The sequence below is a fragment of the Protofrankia sp. Cas4 genome (assembly GCF_963555915.1).
Classification (GTDB): Bacteria; Actinomycetota; Actinomycetes; order Frankiales; family Frankiaceae; genus Protofrankia.
This window is the reverse complement of the sequence record NZ_CAUVXL010000024.1, coordinates 15,138-32,995: the sequence shown is the minus strand read 5'-3', so window position 1 is coordinate 32,995 and position 17,858 is coordinate 15,138. Positions and strand designations below refer to the sequence as shown.

Sequence of the window (17,858 nt, the reverse complement as noted above, 5' to 3'; positions counted from 1 at the left end):
TCGGTGTGAAACCGGTGTGAAACCGGTAGAAAACCGACAAGCCGCGGATGGAGGTTGGCCGGCGATTGACCGACACGCCCGGCGGAGGGACCGTAGGCGAATGGCAAACGTGGGTGAGCCGGTGCGCATCGTGGAGGACGAACCGATCAGCTGGCCGGACGAAGAACCGCTCGCGGTTCCCGTGCCGGCCGGACCCGAAGCCGAGCCCGAACCTGTACCGGCAGGCACATGAGCGTCATCGGGTGGCGCCAGTGGGCGGTCGACGCCCACGGCCAGCTCCGGCCGGCTTGGACGCCATGGTCGCCGTTCCCGCCCGACCTGCTGCTGTGGCGCCCTGACGGCGTCACCAGGGCACTGTGCCTGCGGGCACAGCGTGACGACTTCAGCAGCCGGATGTTGCGGGTCCCCATGGCGCCGCACCCGAGGATGCCCAGCGAGGACTGTGTCTGCGGGCTGTACGCGTGGCTCTGCGCGCGGGCGCTGGCCGACGCAGCCGCCCCAACCTGGACATCACGGCCCATTGTCGTGGGCGCGGCCCGGCTCGGTGGGCGGCTCGTCGTCACCGAACGCGGGTACCGCGCGCAGTTGGGATACCCGGTGGCCGTGCTCGACCCCCGGGGCGTCGTGTCGCCGGCCTATGCGGTGGCGCGGTACCTCAGCTGGGACGCGCTCGTCGCCGAATGGGATCAGCACGACGACGGCGATCAGGATCGAGACCGGGATCGAGACCGGTATCCACCGGACCCGCTCTAACCGGTGAAGCTGGCGCCCCGTGCGGCGACGAACGCCCTGTCGGTCACCGGGCCCCAGACACCGTCGACACCGACGCCGAGAGCTGCCTGGATCGCCCGCACCGTCGCGATGTACGCAGCCTGGGAGCGCGGGCCCCAGATGCCGTCCACGGTCGTGCCGACCGCAGCCTGCTCCGCGCGGGTGCGGTGGTTCGCCCGGACAGCCTGGATGGCGGCGTCGGTCACCTGCCCCCAGATGCCGTCCACGGCCACATGCACGGCCCGCTGCAGGGCCTGCACCCGTGCCCGCGATCGTCCGCTCGCGTCCGCACCGGTACCCCCGCCCCCACCACCGGTGCTGACGACCGGGACGATGGCGGCGACGGGTTGCGGCCCTCGCACGATCTCCGTCGCCCTGGCGATGATCCGTTCCGCGGCCGCCGCGCGCAGCGTCCCAGGGCAGCCGAAATGACCACCCCAGGCGGCGCCCCCGTCCGAATGCAGGATCAGCCCCGAGCTGCCCGGGGTGTGGGTGACGGTCAGCGCCCAGCCGAAGGTCTGCGCACCATCGGCGTATGCCTGCGCGACGGTCTCGAGCTGCGAGTCGGTCAGCGGCTCGGTGTCGAAACCTTCGGTCTCGATCGAGTCGTAGTTGGCATTGCCGACTACCTGCGCCCACGCCCGGACATCCGAGGGAACGTACTGCTCGCGCTGCCCCGCCTTGCCGGCCCACAGCGTGGACGACACCTGGGAGGCGGGGTTGTCGAACCAGCCGAACAGGCCTCCGTTGCCCTGCTGGACGTGCAGAACAAGTCCGATCGGACGGATCGCGTCGCCGTCGGTGTTACGAACTGGCCGGAAGGTGAAGCCCGGAACGATGTGCGCCACCCGGGTATCTTCCATGTTCCGTCCGGCACGTTGCCAGGTGGATACCGACCACCGGTTACGCCGATGTCAACAACATCACCAACATACGACATCGTGCGACGTAATGTAATCACATCAGTACCAGTTGGCGTTCAACTCCGGATATCCACCCTCGCATGCCGACTTACAGTGGGAACTCTTGTACGCTACGCGGTCATCGCAGCGGCGATAACCGCGTAGCGATGACCGCAGCCCAGGAATGGCTAATGCGCAGCCGCACGGGCGGCGGCCTCCCGGTCGAGTTCCTCGATGGCCCGGCTGACCGCGATGATGCGCCGGGCGTTGTCCACGTGCAGGTTCTCGATCATCCGGCCGTTCACGGTGGCGACACCACGGCCGGAGGCCAACGCCTCCTCCCAGACCGCGACGATGTTCCTGGCCTCCTCGAGCGCGACGTCGGTGGGCGCGAACGCCCGGTTGCAGGGCTCAACCTGCCCCGGGTGGATCAACGTCTTGCCGTCAAAGCCCAGCTGTCGCCCCTGCAGGCACTCCGCCTCGAACCCGTCGAGGTCGCGGATGTCGTTGAAGACCCCGTCCAGGATGGCCACCCCGGCGGCACGGGCCGCGAGCAGGCACAACCCGAGCCCGGGCAGCAGCGGCGCCCGGCCGGGGACGTGCTCGGCGTGCAGCTCGTTGGCCAGGTCGTTGGTGCCCATCACCAGGACGGCGAGCCGCTGCGAGGCCCGGGCGATCTCCTCGGCGTGCAGCATCGCGACCGGGGTCTCGACCATCGCCCAGATCATGGTGCGGTCGGGCGCACCCGCGGCCTGGAGGCTCTTCTCGACCGCATGCACGTCCTGGGCACAGGAGATCTTCGGCACGACCACGGCGTCCGGGCCGGCCGCCGCCGCGGCACGCAGATCGTCCGCATGCCAGCGCGTGTCCAGAGCGTTGACGCGGATGGTCACCTCGCGCCCGCCGTAGGCCTGTTCGGCAACCTTCGCGCAGGCCCGTTCCCGGGCGGCGTCCTTGGCGTCCGGGGCGACGGCATCCTCCAGGTCGAGAATCAGCGCGTCCGCCGGAATGCCGCGCGCCTTCTCCAACGCCCGCTCGTTCGCCGCGGGCATGTACAGGACGGAGCGACGCGGCCGGTAGGCGGGCGCCGAGATGCCTGCCGGTGTGCCCGGCGAGGAGCTTGGCGAGGTGCTCATCGGGCGTCCTGCCTCACCGGGTCAACCAGGTCTGCGAAGCCATAGGCCGCAGCCAGGTGCGGGTCACGCGCGGCCAGGGTGCGCGCGAGGTCCAGAACAACCTTGCACTGCTTGACCGAGGCGTCGTCCTGCATCTTGCCGTCCACCATGATTGCTCCGGTCCCGTCACCCATCGTATCGATCACATGTCGAGCCCAGGCAACCTCGGCGGGCTCCGGACTGAAGACCCGCTTCGCAATGTCGATCTGCACCGGATGCAGGCTCCAGGCGCCGACACAGCCGAGCAGGAACGCGTTGCGGAACTGGTCCTCGCAGGCCACCACATCGGCGATGTCACCGAACGGCCCGTAGTACGGCAGGATCCCGTTGGCCGCGCAGGCGTCCACCATGCGGGCAAGCGTGTAATGCCACAGATCCTGCTGGTATGTGGCGCGCGGCGCGTCCGGGTCGGTCGCCGACGGGTCCTGGCGCACGAGGTATCCCGGATGCCCGCCACCGACCCTGGTCGTCTTCATCCGTCGGTCCGCGGCGAGGTCTGCCGGCCCGAGCGAGAGGCCCTGCATCCGCGGGCTCGCCCCGGCGATCTCCTCGACGTTGGCGACACCGCGCGCGGTCTCCAGGATCGCGTGGACGAGCAGCGGCCGGGTGAGCCCCGCCTTCGCCTCGAGCTGGGCGAGCAGACGGTCGACGTAGTGGATGTCCTCCGCGCCCTCGACCTTGGGCACCATGATGACATCCAGCTTGTGACCGATCGCCGGGACGAGGGTCAGCAGGTCGTCGAGGCCCCATGGTGAGTCCAGGCTGTTCACCCGCGTCCACAGCTGGGTGTCGCCGAACTCCGTGGCGGCGGCGAGTTTCGCCAGGCCCTCCCGGGCCGCGATCTTGGCATCGGCCCGGACGCCGTCTTCGAGGTTGCCCAGCACCACGTCGAGGCGGGGCAGGATGTCCGGGACCTTCGATGCCATCTTCGCGTTACTGGGGTCGAAAAAGTGGATCACACGGGAGAGCCGCTGCGGAAGCTCCCGCAGCGGCGCCGGCGCGCCCACCGCGAGCGGAGCGAAGAAGTCCTTCGGGTTGCGCATGGGAGAACTCCTGTCAGCTCGTCCAGCTATGTCATGATACGTCCAGGTACCTGAAGCCACGTACGGTTGGCGGATCCTCGTGCTGGTCGCGCGCCGGCCGCGGGGCAAGTATCGCGCCCGGGACCGCCGTGGGCATCCGATCGACATCCGATCGACCGGAAAAGGAGATGGCAGGTGGTCGGGTACGGGTTACTGTCGGCTGGTGTCCCTCTTCCAGCCGGTGAGCTCGACCGCGACCGCGACCGGTGCGGAACCGGGGGGCGGGAAACCATCCGAAGGCGCAGCGCCCGCGATCTCCATGCGGGCAGTGGTGAAGCGCTACGGAAGCCTGACCGCGGTAGACGGTCTCGACCTTGACGTTCCCGCCGGGGTCTGTCTCGGCCTGCTCGGGCCCAACGGCGCCGGCAAGTCCACCACGATGCGGATGCTGACCGCCCAGTCGATCGCCGACAGCGGCCGGATCACCATCCTCGGCTACGACGTGCCGGGCGCATCCAAGCAGGCCAGAGCGGTGATGGGCGTGGTGCCACAGGAGGACAACCTCGACACCGAGCTCACCGTCCGGCAGAACCTCGCCGTGTTCGCCCGGCTGTACCGGGTACCCGCCCGGGAGCGCCGGGGCGCGGTCGATCGGGCGCTGGCCCTCGCAGACCTGGTCGATCGCGCCGACACGGTGACCGCGAACCTCTCCGGCGGGATGCGACGACGGTTACTGGTCGCCCGGGCGCTGGTCCACCGTCCCCAGCTCGTCCTGCTCGACGAGCCCACGGTGGGACTCGACCCGCAGGTCCGCCAGGAACTGTGGAGCCTGATCGCCGGCTTACGCACCGGCGGAGTGACCGTACTGATGTCAACCCACTACATCGAAGAGGCAGAACGGCTCGCTGACGACGTCGCCATCATGTCGCATGGCCGGGTTATCGCGCGCGACGCGCCAGCCCGACTACTCGACGCGCACGCAGGGCGGACCGCGGCGGAATACTACGGCCCGCCCGAGCGCCTCGCCGAGATCGCGGCGCAGGCGGGCGCGGCCGGTTTCACCACCCGACGGACCGGGCCGTCGGTCTCGGTGCTCCGGGCCGAGAACATGCCCGCCGAACTGGATGAACGGCTCGGAGCCGGCGTCCGGCGCGCGGCGACCCTGGAGGACGTGTTCGTGGCCCTGACCGGGGAGCGGGTCGAATGAACGGGGCGGACGAAGCCAACGGGGCCCAGGCGACGCGACTGCGGCGGATTGAACCGGCGGCACTGGCCGGAGTCATCGTCCACGACCTCACGCTGTTCCGGCGGTCCTGGCTGTCGACCACCTTCTCCGCCGTCGTGGAACCCACCATCTACCTGCTGGCCTTTGGATGGGGGTTCGGCTCACTGGTGTCGGTCGTGGCCGGCTACCGGTACGTGGACTTCCTCGGCACCGGAATAGTCGCGACCGCGGTACTTTTTTCCTCAGCCTTCACCGGGATGTTCCAGACGTTCATCCGGCGGACCTATCAGAAGATCTACGGCGCTGTGCTGGCCGCACCCGTCGACGTACCGGAGATCGTGCTCGGAGAGGCCCTGTGGATTGCCGCGCGCGCCGGCGTCTACGGATGCGTTCCGCTGGTGGTGGCGCTCGCCTTCGGCCTCGATCCGGTTCCCGGCATGCTGGTGGTCCCGCTGGTCGGCTTTCTCACCGGACTCGGCTTCGGCCTGTTCGGTATCTGGACCTCGGCGCTGGTGCCGTCCATCGACGGTTTCAGTTACATCATCTCCGGCATCATGACGCCGCTCTTTCTGGTCGCCGGAACCTTCTTTCCGATAGCCGGGCTGCCCTACTGGGGCCGTGTCGTCGCCCGACTCAACCCGCTCTACCACTGTGTCGAGCTGGTGCGGGACGCGGCGTTCGGGTTCGCTCCGCTCGCCGACCTCGGCCACGTGGGCGCGCTGGTCGCCTTCGCCGGGCTGATGTGGCTGCTCGCCGTCCGCTACATGAGCCGCCGGCTCATCGACTGATCCAGCAATCCAGTCACCCTGCCGGCGCCGGTCAGCAGTCGGCGGATCCTATGCCGCCAGAGTCGACGATGCAGCAAGGTGGACGCGAGACCGCGCCAGGCCTTCGTATGGTCTCACCAGCTCCGCCGCCACCCACTCGTCACGATAGCGGTCCGTAATTCTAAATCGAGTTTTTCGGCGAGCGCAATGGAGACAGCGTCATATGGAGTGACGTTCTTGCGTAGCTGCCACCTGCGTTCCAGAAGTGGAGCGAGCGGCATGCGGCGAATGGGAAAGCCGGCCAGGTGCCGTGACGCCCGCGGTCTGGGGAGCCTCGTACGACGCCATGTAGTCGGCCAACCTGGTTACGCGAGCCATCTCGGTGAGCCGTTCCACCACAAAGACGTTCAGCGACTGGTGGCTTGCCGCCGCACCCTCGGCGAGAGCCGTGTAGATCTCGTCGGGTACGTCGCGCAGGTTCATCCGCCTCATGGTGCCATTGTGGCACCACGGTCGTCAGGTAGGCCACCCGTCCACGTACGACAGGCAACCATCCACCCGGCATTCAGCAGCCCTCACACGCGCACCCACACCACATCACACCACACCACACCACACCACACCACACCCACGATCAAACCCTGACTGGATCAGCCCTTGCGAGTAACCGCATCACTCCGTTCCGCCAGACCGGAACCCGGCGGAGCACTTCACCGGAGCACCCCTGCTCTGTTGTCGATAATTGACAGCATGTTGTGATTAACGGGCAGGCTTCCGCGCCTAGCATCATCTGCACCTAGCATCATCTGCGCCCACCATCATTCGGGCTGACCCATCATCCGGGCGCGACGCCTTGCCAAAAGGGGGTACGACAATGGACTGGCGCCACCGGGCCTTCTGCCGGGGTACGGATCCCGAACTCTTCTTTCCGATCGGGACAACCGGGCCGGCCGCGAGCCAGATCGATGCCGCGAAAGCTGTATGCCGGCACTGCACGGTCACCGACGAATGCCTGGCCTGGGCTCTTGACGCCGGCCAGGACAGCGGTGTCTGGGGAGGGCTCAGCGCGGACGAGCGGCGCGAAATCCAACGGAACACGGTTCACCTTCCCGTGTAACCCCGTCCATCAGACGTCAACGATCTTTCATCAACGATCTTTCGAGGTTTGTACGCCAAAAAGATACCGAATGACCGCACAAACCTCGAAAGATCGATCCGGGCTGGGGATAATGCGAGTGCCTGTGGACGGACGCTGAGCAAAACTGCCGGAACATGGCAGCCTGAAGATCATGCATGAAAATAGGTCGGCGCCTGCAGGCAACACACGCGGCGGTCGCCCAGGGGCGTGTCCTCACGACGCACCAGTCACCCCACCGACCCCACCGACATCCCCTGCGGCTACCCCGGCTACGGCGGCTACCGGAGCTACGGCGGCTACCGGAGCTACGGCGGCTACCGGGGCTACCGGAGCTACGGCGGCTACCCCGGCTATCGGGGTCACGGCGGCAGACCCGGCCACGCCGGCCGACGTGCTGGCCACTGCGCTCGCCCTCGCTGCCACGCAGAACGGTGCGCTGACCCGGGCTCAGGCCCTCGCCGTGGGCCTGAGCCCGGCGACGCTCTACCGCTTGGCTCACGTCGGTGGCTGGGAGAATCCGGTTCGGGGCGGCTTCGTCGTCCCGGCTGCTCCTGACCGTGTGCACGCCCGTGCCCGGGCAGCCCAGCTCATCCGCCCGGACGCGGTCGTCTGCGCAGTGACCGCTGCCAGGATCCACCGGTTTCCAGGGCTCCCGCAGCCGACCCATGACGAACCGATTCACCTGCTGTTACCGTCAACCGCGAGGACATCGCGCAGTCGGGGCGTAGTGCTGCGCTGGTCGCCGCTGACGTCGGCAGAGTCGATGACGGTCGCCGGCATCCGGATCACCCATCCGTCGCGAACCATCGCCGATCTGATCCCCTGGTCCTCACGTGAGGAAGCGGTGTGTCTACTCGACGCGCTTCTGCACGAGTATCGACTCGACGAGGAGAATCTCGCAGCGATCAAGATCGCGGTGGCCGGGCGACACGGTGGCCGGCGAGCCGACACCTTCTGGGACCTGGTTGACCGGCGCTCGGAATCCCCGTTGGAGACCCGGCTCCGGCTGTTGTTGGTCGACGCCGGCCTTTCACCGGAACAGCTGCAATGGCCGGTCCGCAACGAGGTCACCGGCGTACCCGTCGCGCGACTCGATCTCGCCTGGCCATCACGCCTGCTGGACGTCGAGGCGGACGGTGCGGCCACCCATAACGGTGCAACCGCCCTGTACCGGGACCGTTACCGGCAGAACGACCTCATCGGCCGCGGGTGGACGGTCCTACGTTTCACGTGGCCGGATGTCGTCCATCGGCCGGAATACGTGATCGAAAGCGTCCGCAGACAGCTTGACCGTTGATCTTTCGAGGTTTGTACGCCGAAAAGGTACCGGATGATCGTACAAACCTCGAAAAATCAACATCGGTCCGCTTGACGGTTCCGCTTGGCGTTCAGCGGGGCGGCAGCGGACGGAAGTCCGGCGGCCGGCGCTCCACGAAGGCGGCAACGCCCTCGCGGAAGTCGATACGCCGATCGGTGTCGCGGACCAACGCATCCGCGTCGAGCTGAGCGTCCGCGAGAGTCCGTCCCCAGTCTGCCGCCAGCTGGGCCTTGACCGCGGCCATCGCCACCGGAGCACAATTGGCCACCAGGTCAGCCGCATACGCCCGGGCGGCGGGCATGAGCTCATCCGGCGGAAACACCCGGTCAACCAGACCGAGCGCCAACGCCTCCTGCGCCAACACAACCCGACTCGAGATGAGCAGGTCAGCAGCCCGAGCAGGCCCAATTATGCGGGTCAGCAGCCAACTGACGCCGAACTCGGCCGGCAGTCCCCGTCGGGTGAACGACGGGGCGATCTTGATGCCGGCCGCCGCGAACCGCAGGTCACACGACAGCGCCTGGACCAGCCCGATGCCGGCACATGCACCGTTGAGGACGGCGATGGTCGGCTTGCGCAACGACCGGGCATGGGTCATTGGACGGGTCCGCCACGCCGGCTTCTCCGCGGCCGGACCCTGCGAGACGCTGTCGAGATAGCCCATGTCCATACCGGGGCAGAAGCTGCTGCCGGCCCCTGTGACCAGTACGACCCGGACGTCGGGATTGTCGTCACAGGCGTCGAGCAGATCGAAGAACGCCCGCTCCATCTCCAACGTCCAGGCGTTTTTTCGCTCTGGCCGGTGCAGGGTCAGCGTGGCGACGCCGCTGTCGACGTCGCAGAGCACAACCTCGGGCGCTGCGGTAACTGTCACGTGCATCAACCTATCCACGTTTCGAACAACCAACGGAGGCCGTCTGTCCCGACCGACAGCGGCTCGCCAGAGCACGCTCAGCTGGCACGCACTCGGCCGGCACGCACTCAGCCGCCACGCACTCAGCCGGCGACGACAAGCTCCGGCCGGCGGGGCGCGGTGACCGTCCGTTCCGGGCGACAGCGCTCGTCATGGGCCAGAGTCGCGTTCCAGTAGCCGCCCGAGTCCCGCCACAGTTCAATGACGCCCGCGCAACACAGGCAGGCATAATCCGTCGCGGCCTCCACCAACAGTTCTGGCGGCATCCCGTCTCCCTCGACCTGAATCTTCACCACACGCCTCCATGCTGGCTCTACAACGTCGACTGGCTCGACAACGTCGACTGGCTCGACAACGTCGACTGGCTGGATACCCGCCCGTTTCACGACCCAGGAAGTGCGCCCGTAGCCGCGCTTCTACCGGCCCGACCGGAGGCAACCGCCGGCTCCTTGGGCAACCCGAGGACGGTTTCCCCAAGAATGTTGCGCTGTACCTGGGACGAGCCCGCGTAGATGGTGCCTGCCACGGAGTTGTAAAGGGTGCCGATCCAGGATGCGGTGGAATTCGGCGAACCCGGGTCGTCCGTGCGATAGGCACGCGGCGGCCGCCGCCCCTGCATGACCATGCCAGCTGCGCCGAGGACATCAAGACTCAGGTCGGTGACCAGCTTATGGTATTCACTCCAGTACAACTTGCTGATCGACGACTCGGGGCCAGGAGGCCCGCCCAGTAGGTAGCCGGTGAGCACGCGGTAGCCGAGGAAGCGCATGACCTCGACCCGGGCATAGCAGTCGGCGAGCCGCTGCCGCACGATCGGATCAGCGCCGAGCCCCCGCTCGCGGACCAGATCCCGCAGTCGGTCGAGCTCATTGCGAAACAGCACCGGGTTCGTCGCGGCCTCCTCACCGCGCTCATACCCCAACAGGGTCATCGCGACCTGCCAGCCGCCGTTGACCGTCCCGACGACGTTGTCCGCGGCTGTGCGCGCGTCGACGAAGAAGACCTCGTTGAACTCGCTGTCGCCGTTCATCGCCGGGATGGGCCGTACCTCGATACCGGGCTGACGCAGGGGGACCAGCAGAAACGAGATTCCGCGGTGGGGTCGCGCGTCCGGGTCGGTACGGGCCAGCACGAAGATCCAGTCTGCCTCGTGAGCCATCGACGTCCAGATCTTCTGACCGTCAATGACCCATTCGTCGCCGTCGAGAACCGCCCGAGTACGCAGAGAAGCCAGGTCCGAGCCTGCGCCGGGTTCCGAATAGCCCTGGCACCACTTCTCCTCGCCCGACAGGATCTTCGGGAGAAACCTGTGCTTCTGCTCCTCGGTGCCGGCCCGCAGCAACGTGTTGCCGACCATCTTGATGCTGAACGTGTCGTTACGGATGCCCCACGGCGCGCCGGCCTGCGCTAGCTCCTCCATGAGGACCACCTGTTCGATCTTGGTTAACCCGCCGCCGCCGTACTCCGCCGGCCAGGAGACGCCAAGCAGGCCAGCCCGGAACAGCCGGTCCCGCCAGTCACGGGTGAAGACCTCGGCCTCGTCGGAACCGAGGCTGCCGATCCCCGTCCAGCCGTCAGGAAGGTTCGCCGCCAGGAACGCGCGAACACGGACCCGAAACTCCTCCGCCACCGACGGATACCCGAACTCCATCGCACCCCACTCCGTCGGCGGGTCCGGGACCCACCACCAGCCCAGACAACATCGTCTATATGTTCCAACTAGATCGGGTGTACGCGCAAGCCTTCCGGGCTCAGGTCGACCAGACGAGCCCGAGGTACGGCGGGAAGCCGCGTCCACATCATCCAGGGATCACCCGCTGAGGTCTATCATCATACTAATAGAACTACTTTAGCGTGACCTCGAAAGATCGGCGCGTTCCGTCGCGACCGTCTCGACATCGTCACTTTAACGTAGTATACGTTTAAAGATATATAGGATGAGAGGTGTGATCGTGACGCACCCCGCTTCTGACAGCGGCGGAGTCGCACTGACGTCCGCGCTACGGCCGCTGCTCGAGCTGGAGGCCATCCAGGAGGATGTCTTCCGCGGACGTAGCCGCGAGAACGAGTCCACCCGGACCTTCGGCGGCCTTTTCGCCGCGCAGGCGCTGGTCGCCGCGGGCCGCACGGTCACCGACGACCGGGCGGCGCACAGCCTGCATATCGTGTTCCTGCGTCCGGGCGCGGTCGGCGCAACGACCGAGTACACCGTCGAGAAACTGCGCGACGGTCGCGGGTTCAGCTCGCGCCGCGTGGTCGCCGCCCAGGCTGGCGGCGACATCCTGCACGCCTCGGTGTCGTTCCACGTGGGCGAGGACGGCTACGAGCACACGCTGCGACCGCCGACTGTTCCCGACCCGGACGAACTCCCCCCGGCGGCGTCGTGGTTCACCACCGCAGGGGCTGAGGTCGACGACTGGTATAATACCTACCTCGGCAGCCATCCGGTGGATCTCCGCTTCGTGGGTGAGCCACCGCCGCTGTCGGCCCGTCGCGGCCGGCCGTCCACCGGCCTGCAGGTCTGGATTCGCAGCCGCGATCCACTCGGTGACGATCCGTTGACGCACGCGAGTGCCGTGACGTATGCGTCCGACCTGTTCCTCCTGGCGTCAGCACTGCTCCCGCACGGCCAGGCGTTCGGCACCGGATCCGTCGTCGGCGCCAGCCTCGACCACAGCATGTGGTTCCACCGCCCCTTCCGGGCGGACGACTGGCTGCTCTTCGACAAGGGCAGCCCGTGGGCGGGCTCCGGCCGGGGGCTGACGAACGGCTCCGTCTTCGACCGCTCGGGACAGCTCGTGGCGTCCGTCATCCAGGAGGGACTGCTACGCCGCGTACCCGCGGCCGCACCCCAGCAACAACCCGTTGTCTAGATTGGCACACGTGCGTTAAATTGCGGGAGGTGACTGGGAGGAGCCCGATGAGCACACCAAAGATCATCTCTGTCGACGACCACATCCTTGAACCCGGTGACCTGTGGCAGCGCTACCTGCCCGAGCGATTCCGGGCGGACGGCCCCCGTCTGGTGCGGCTCAAGGGACGCTTCGGGACGCACGCCCGCAGCGGCTGGCGGGAGGCCGAAGACGGGCTGTGGGCCGACGTCTGGGTGTTCGGAGACGTCAAAATGGAAATCCTTCCAGGCTTCGCGGCAGCGGGTAAGGACCAGAACTATCTCGGGCGGCACTGGGAGGCCATGACCTACGAGGACATGCGGCCAGGCTGTTACGACAGGACGGCCCGACTGGCCGACATGGACGCCAACCACACCGAGGCCGCTCTGAGCTTCCCGACGTTTCCCCGGTTCTGCGGGCAGACGTTCCACGAGTGCGGCGACCGCGACCTGGGCCTTGCGTGCGTGCAGGCATACAACGACTGGATGATCGACGAATGGTGCGCCGACGAGGCGTACGGTCGGCTCATCCCGTTGACCCTGATCCCGCTGTGGGACCCCGAACTCGCCGCGGCGGAGGTTCGTCGCTGCGCGGCCAAGGGCTCGCACGCGGTCTGCTTCTCGGAGAACCCGGCCCGGTTGAAGCTACCGAGCATCCACACCGACCACTGGGATCCGCTGTTCGCCGCGTGTGAGGACACCGACACCGTCCTCAACCTGCACATCGGGTCCTCCTCCACGTTCCCGATGACCTCGATCGACGCCCCGCGAGCGGTGTCACTCGCCCTGACCTACCAGGGTGCGTCCCATGCGTTCGCAGACTGGCTCACCAGCGGTGTGCTGGAGCGGTTCCACGACCTGCGGGTGGCATTGAGTGAAGGTCAGATCGGTTGGATGCCGTTCATCCTGGAACGGCTCGACAGCGTCTGGGAACAGCGACCGGTCTACGGCAACCTGGACGGCAGGCTCTCGCGCCCGCCGTCCAGCTACGTCCGCGACCGGATCTTCGGGTGCGTGTTCGACGATTCCATCGGGCTCACCCTGCGGCACCGCATCGGCATGGAACAGATCATGTTCGAGACCGACTATCCGCACGGTGACTCGACCTGGCCGAACTCGAAAGCGGTCTTCGAGAAGATGGTCACGGAGGCGGGACTCAGCGCGGACGAGGCATACCTGCTCGCCCGTGGCAACGCCATCCGCTGCTTCCGGCTCGACCGATACGGCATCACCGCATAGGCACCGCTCGGGTGGGCAACAGATCGCGTGAGTACTTGCGCGCTCGGCGGCCCCAGGTAAACCGGTCCGGCCAAAGAGCGCGCGATCATTGCTCGTCTCGCGCGCTCGGCGGCCCCACGTAAAGCGGTCGCCCCAGAAGTCCAGGAGGAATCGTGCACGACATCGTCATCCGCGGGGGTCAGGTCGTCGACGGCACCGGCGCCCCGCGCCAGCAAGCGGACGTCGCGATCGACGGTGGACGCGTCGTCGCGATCGGCACCGTGCCCGACGGCGGGCGCCGGACGATCGACGCGGACGGGCTCATCGTGAGCCCCGGTTTCGTCGACATCCACACCCATCTCGACGTCCAGGGCTTCTGGGACCCCACGCTTTCCCCGTCTCCGCTGCACGGAGTCACCACCGTCCTGGGCGGTAACTGCGGGTTCACCGTCGCCCCCCTGGACGACACGGCCGGTGACTACCTGATGCGCATGCTGTCCCGGGTCGAGGGCATGCCGCTGGAGTCGCTGCGGACCGGCGTGCCGTGGGACTGGCGCACCACCGCGGAGTTCCTCGACCGTCTGGACGGGACGCTCGCTGTCAACGCCGGTTTCATGGTCGGGCATTCGGCCATTCGGCGGGTGGCCATGGGGCCTGCGGCCACTGAACGGCACGCGACCGACGACGAGCTCGCCACGATGAAGCGGCTGCTGCGCGCCGGGATCGCGGCCGGCGGTCTCGGCTTCTCCTCCACCTGGTCGGAGAGCCACAGCGATGCCGACGGGCGTCCGGTCCCGTCCCGCGCCGCACCCGCGCAGGAGTTGTTCGCCCTGGCAGCGGTGGCCGGCGAGTTCGACGGCACATCCCTGGAGTTCCTCCCCGTCCTCCCGCAGCGAGGTGGTTTCAGCCAGGAGATCACCGACGTCATGGTCGGGATGTCGGTGGCGGCCCGCCGGCCGCTGAACTGGAACATCCTCACCGTCAGCGCGAAGACCCTGCCCGACGCGCTCGCCAGGCTCGAAGTCGGCGACATCGCCCGGGCGCGCGGCGGGAAGGTCGTCGCGCTGACGATGCCGGACACCCCGCCGGCCCGGTTTTCCTTCCGCGCCGGCTTCGTCCTCGACATGGTCCCGGGGCTGCACGACTTCCTCTTCCTGCCGCTGGACGAGCGGCTGGCGATCCTGCGCGATCCCGAGCGTCGGCGTGAGCTGCGCCGCGCCGCCGAGGAGCCGTCCGCCTTCAGTCACCTCGTCGACTGGGGCTCCCGGTACATCATCGAGACGTTCAGCCCGCAGACCAAGCCGTATGCCGGGCGGATCGTCGGCGACATCGCCGCCGAGGAGGGCCGGGACCCGTTCGACGTCCTGATGGACATCGTCGTCACGGATGAGCTGAAGACGACGTTCAGTAACCCCTCCCGTGCGGCGCGGCCGGAGGACTGGCAGGCCCGTGCCCAGGTCTGGCGCGATCCCCGGGCTGTCATCGGAGCGTCCGACGCCGGGGCCCACCTCGACATGGTGGAGTTCTTCGGTTATTCGACGATGTTGCTGCAACATGGGGTCCGCGAACAGCAGGTGGTGGCCCTTGAGGAAGCCGTCCGCCTCATCACCGACGTCCCGGCCCGCCTGTACGGCCTGCGTGATCGTGGTCGTCTCCGGGTCGGCGGCGCCGCCGATGTCGTCATCTTCGACGAGGCGCGCATCGCCCGCCAGCCCACCGAGACGCGCTTCGACCTGCCCGCCGGCGCGGGCCGCCTCTACGGTGAGGCCGACGGCGTCGAGCGCGTCCTGGTCAACGGTGTCGAGATCGCCCATCACGGCACGTTCACCGGGGACTTCCCGGGGAAGATTCTGCGCTCCGGCCGGGACACCGAAACCCCGTCCCTGAACTGACAGAATTTCTGGACTGACGGCACGGTAACCGGAAGGGTACGACCATGAAGACACGCGCCGCGGTCCTGCACGGTAGAGGCCAACCCTGGACCGTGGAGGAACTCTCCCTCGACGGCCCAGGCGACGGCGAAGTCCTGGTGGAGAATCTCTTCGCCGGGCTGTGCCATTCCGACGACCACCTCGGAAAAGGCGCTGGATTCCACTTCCCGATGGTGGGCGGCCATGAAGGCGGTGGCGTGGTGCGGGAGGTCGGCGCCGGGGTCTCCCGGCTGCGGCCGGGCGACAAGGTGGTCACCTCGTTTCTCCCCGTGTGTGGCTACTGCCGCTGGTGCACGTCGGGTCACTCCTATCTGTGTGATGCCGGCGCCACCACCCTCACCGGAGCATTCGCCGACGGCAGCTACCGGTTCCATCTGGGCCAGACCGATCTGGGTGCCTTCTGCACCCTCGGGACCTTCTCCGAACACTTCGTCGCGCACCAGAATTCACTTGTGAAGGTCCCGGACGACACGCCGTTGGACGTCGCCTGCCTCATGGGGTGCGGTGTGCCCACCGGCTGGGGATCGGCGGTCAACGCGGCGAACGTCCGCCCAGGTGACGTCGTTGTCGTCTACGGCATCGGCGGTATCGGAGCGGCCGCGGTGCAGGGTGCGCTGCTGGCCGGCGCGGCAACGGTCGTGACGGTGGATCCGGTGCCCTTCAAGAACGAGTTCGCCAAACAGCTCGGGGCACAGGCCGGTTTCACGGATCATTCCGAAGCCTTCGACCACGTTCGCGATCTCACCCAGGGTGTCCTGGCTGACAGCGTGATCCAGTGTGTGGGCGTGGCCAACCCGGAAGTCATCCACCAGTGCTACGAGATGACCCGCAAAGGTGGCACCCTCGTCCTCACCGGAATAGCGGACCGCTACGAAGAGATCACGGTCAAACTGCCCGGCGGGATGCTCACGTCCTTCGCGAAGAAGGTCGTCGGGTGCCTGTTCGGTTTCTGCAATCCGCACCAGGACATCCCGATGCTGCTGGAGCTCTACCGCAACGGCCAGTTGAAACTCGACGAGATGGTGACCCGCCGCTATTCGCTGGACGAGATCAACGAGGGATACCAGGACATGACCGACGGGCGAAACATCCGCGGAATCATCGAGTTGGGCCGCTGATGGAAGCCGTCAAGCAGGACACGTTCTTCATCGGTGGACGCTTCCGCCCGGCAGCCGGTGACCGGCGTTTCACGGTCGTGAACCCGGCGACGGAGGGCATCGTCGGCAGCGCGCCGTGCGGCGAGCCAGCCGATGTCGACGCGGCTGTCGCCGCTGCCCGGGAGGCCTTCGACACCGGCCCGTGGCCGCGGATGGCGATCAAGGAACGAGCCGAGCACCTGACCAGGTTCGCCGACGAACTCGCGGCGCGCCGCAAGGAGATGGGCGAACTCGTCCTCGACGAACTCGGCCTGCCACGGCGGGCAGCCCATTCCGAACCTGCCAGCATGATCGCCCTGCTTCGCTATCACGCCGGGCTGGCCGAGAAGATGACCATGAGTGAGCGCCGGACGGGTCTGTTCGGCGCCTGCGCGGACGTCACCCGGGAACCCGTCGGGGTCGTCGCCGCCATTCCCGCCTGGAACAGCCCGCTCGTCCTGGCGGCCAACAAGTTCGCCCCGGCCATGCTCGCCGGCTGCACGGTGGTCTGCAAACCCGCGCCGGAGACGTGCCTGGACACCTATCCGGTGGCCGAGGCCGCGCGTGCCGCCGGTATCCCCGACGGCGTGCTGAACCTGGTGGCCAGCGACGGCGCCGGGGGTGACCACCTCACCCGGCATCCGGGCGTTGACAAGATCGCATTCACCGGCAGCACGGCGACCGGTCGCGCGGTGGCCGCCGCCGCCGCCAGCCACCTGGCCCGGGTCAGTCTCGAACTGGGCGGCAAATCCGCCGGCATCGTGTGCGATGACGCCCCGCTCGACGAGGTCGTCGCCGCGGTCGTCGCCGCGGCCACCCTGGTCAACGGGCAGGCCTGTATCGCTCTGAGCCGCATCCTGGTCAGCCGGCGGCGGCACGACGAACTCCTCGACGCACTGCGGGCCGGCTTCGAGGCCCTGGTCGTCGGTGACCCCCGTGATCCCGCCACCCAGGTAGGTCCGCTGGTCAGCCGGCGCCACCGGGACCGGGTGCTCGGCTACGTAGCCGACGCCGCGAAGGAGGGTGGACGGGTGGTCACGGGCGGTGGCCCGCCGCCGCACACCACCCGGGGCTGGTTTGTCGCCCCCACTCTCGTCACCGGCGTGTCACCGATGTCGCGCATCGCCCAGGAAGAGATCTTCGGTCCGGTGCTCACCGTGCTCACCTACACCGACCTCGACGAGGCTGTCGCCATCGCCAACGGCACCCCTTTCGGCCTGTCCGGCGCCGTCTTCGCGCGGGATCCCGGCCAGGCACGGGCACTCGCCGACCGTATCCGCAGCGGCACTGTCGCGATCAACAAGGGTGCCGCGATCGATTTCGCGCTGCCCTTCGGCGGGTTCGGGTCGTCCGGCTACGGGCGCGAGTACGGCCCGGAGGGCGTGGCGGAGTACCTCGAGCACAAGACGATTTTCCTGGACGCGCCGGCGGGCTAAAGGCCCCAAAGGGCCA

17 protein-coding genes are annotated in these 17,858 nt (G+C 67.8%); 10 read left to right on the top strand and 7 right to left on the bottom strand.

Translation table 11 applies throughout. The annotated features are described in order from the left end of the window. Positions 1 to 228 precede the first annotated feature (228 nt). Positions 229 to 753 (top strand): hypothetical protein, encoded by a 525-nt coding sequence (locus U9979_RS02535; protein ID WP_322778090.1) that lies wholly within the window; start codon positions 229 to 231, stop codon positions 751 to 753. On the opposite strand, the gene U9979_RS02530 is transcribed toward U9979_RS02535, so the two are convergent. The 3 genes from U9979_RS02530 to U9979_RS02520 form a co-directional block, all read right to left on the bottom strand. Then, positions 750 to 1,619: an N-acetylmuramoyl-L-alanine amidase gene (locus U9979_RS02530; RefSeq protein WP_322778089.1), complete on the bottom strand. Its 870-nt coding sequence runs from the start codon at positions 1,617 to 1,619 to the stop codon at positions 750 to 752. The genes U9979_RS02535 and U9979_RS02530 overlap by 4 nt on opposite strands. 242 nt (positions 1,620 to 1,861) lie before the next feature. Then, positions 1,862 to 2,809 (bottom strand): CoA ester lyase, encoded by a 948-nt coding sequence (locus tag U9979_RS02525; RefSeq protein ID WP_322778088.1) that lies wholly within the window; start codon positions 2,807 to 2,809, stop codon positions 1,862 to 1,864. Beyond that, positions 2,806 to 3,891 carry a CoA ester lyase gene (locus U9979_RS02520; protein ID WP_322778087.1) on the bottom strand — a complete coding sequence of 362 codons (1,086 nt, stop codon included), beginning with the start codon at positions 3,889 to 3,891 and terminating at the stop codon, positions 2,806 to 2,808. The genes U9979_RS02525 and U9979_RS02520 overlap by 4 nt, the downstream gene beginning before the upstream one ends. A gap of 298 nt (positions 3,892 to 4,189) precedes the next feature. On the opposite strand from U9979_RS02520, the gene U9979_RS02515 reads away from it, so the two are divergent. Both U9979_RS02515 and U9979_RS02510 read left to right on the top strand, forming a co-directional pair. Further along, a complete protein-coding gene (locus tag U9979_RS02515) occupies positions 4,190 to 5,077 on the top strand; it encodes an ABC transporter ATP-binding protein (RefSeq protein WP_416219271.1) in 888 nt (295 codons plus the stop codon). Beyond that, entirely contained in the window at positions 5,074 to 5,883 is an 810-nt protein-coding gene (locus U9979_RS02510; protein WP_322748454.1) for an ABC transporter permease, read from the top strand. Before U9979_RS02515 ends, U9979_RS02510 begins: the two co-directional genes overlap by 4 nt. A gap of 198 nt (positions 5,884 to 6,081) precedes the next feature. On the opposite strand, the gene U9979_RS02505 is transcribed toward U9979_RS02510, so the two are convergent. Next, positions 6,082 to 6,354 carry a hypothetical protein gene (locus U9979_RS02505; RefSeq protein WP_322778085.1) on the bottom strand — a complete coding sequence of 91 codons (273 nt, stop codon included), beginning with the start codon at positions 6,352 to 6,354 and terminating at the stop codon, positions 6,082 to 6,084. A 382-nt stretch (positions 6,355 to 6,736) separates the two neighbouring features. Between U9979_RS02505 and U9979_RS02500 the strand changes: the two genes are divergently transcribed. After that, positions 6,737 to 6,979, top strand: coding sequence for a WhiB family transcriptional regulator (locus tag U9979_RS02500; protein WP_322748452.1), 243 nt, complete (start codon positions 6,737 to 6,739; stop codon positions 6,977 to 6,979). Between the two features lie 412 nt (positions 6,980 to 7,391). After that, positions 7,392 to 8,297, top strand: a complete 906-nt coding sequence (locus U9979_RS02495) for a DUF559 domain-containing protein (protein WP_322778084.1) — start codon at positions 7,392 to 7,394, stop codon at positions 8,295 to 8,297. A 91-nt stretch (positions 8,298 to 8,388) separates the two neighbouring features. On the opposite strand, the gene U9979_RS02490 is transcribed toward U9979_RS02495, so the two are convergent. The 3 genes from U9979_RS02490 to U9979_RS02480 form a co-directional block, all read right to left on the bottom strand. Continuing rightward, on the bottom strand, positions 8,389 to 9,198 hold the full coding sequence (locus U9979_RS02490) for an enoyl-CoA hydratase-related protein (RefSeq protein ID WP_416219261.1): 810 nt from the start codon (positions 9,196 to 9,198) through the stop codon (positions 8,389 to 8,391). Positions 9,199 to 9,314: 116 nt separating this feature from the next. After that, on the bottom strand, positions 9,315 to 9,524 hold the full coding sequence (locus tag U9979_RS02485; protein WP_322748449.1) for a hypothetical protein: 210 nt from the start codon (positions 9,522 to 9,524) through the stop codon (positions 9,315 to 9,317). Between the two features lie 89 nt (positions 9,525 to 9,613). Next, entirely contained in the window at positions 9,614 to 10,882 is a 1,269-nt protein-coding gene (locus tag U9979_RS02480; RefSeq protein ID WP_322768185.1) for an acyl-CoA dehydrogenase family protein, read from the bottom strand. 295 nt (positions 10,883 to 11,177) lie between these two features. Here U9979_RS02480 and U9979_RS02475 point away from each other — a divergent pair, with 295 nt between their 5' ends. The 5 genes from U9979_RS02475 to U9979_RS02455 all read left to right on the top strand — a co-directional run bounded on the left by U9979_RS02475 (position 11,178) and on the right by U9979_RS02455 (position 17,842). After that, a complete protein-coding gene (locus tag U9979_RS02475) occupies positions 11,178 to 12,104 on the top strand; it encodes an acyl-CoA thioesterase II (RefSeq protein WP_322778082.1) in 927 nt (308 codons plus the stop codon). A gap of 47 nt (positions 12,105 to 12,151) precedes the next feature. Then, positions 12,152 to 13,360, top strand: coding sequence for an amidohydrolase family protein (locus U9979_RS02470; RefSeq protein WP_322748446.1), 1,209 nt, complete (start codon positions 12,152 to 12,154; stop codon positions 13,358 to 13,360). A gap of 152 nt (positions 13,361 to 13,512) precedes the next feature. Further along, complete coding sequence (locus tag U9979_RS02465) at positions 13,513 to 15,231, top strand: N-acyl-D-amino-acid deacylase family protein (RefSeq protein ID WP_322755325.1); 1,719 nt, start codon at positions 13,513 to 13,515, stop codon at positions 15,229 to 15,231. A 44-nt stretch (positions 15,232 to 15,275) separates the two neighbouring features. After that, on the top strand, positions 15,276 to 16,388 hold the full coding sequence (locus tag U9979_RS02460; protein WP_322749458.1) for a Zn-dependent alcohol dehydrogenase: 1,113 nt from the start codon (positions 15,276 to 15,278) through the stop codon (positions 16,386 to 16,388). Beyond that, positions 16,388 to 17,842, top strand: coding sequence for an aldehyde dehydrogenase family protein (locus U9979_RS02455; protein ID WP_322778081.1), 1,455 nt, complete (start codon positions 16,388 to 16,390; stop codon positions 17,840 to 17,842). The genes U9979_RS02460 and U9979_RS02455 overlap by 1 nt, the downstream gene beginning before the upstream one ends. The last annotated feature ends 16 nt before the right edge of the window (positions 17,843 to 17,858 follow it).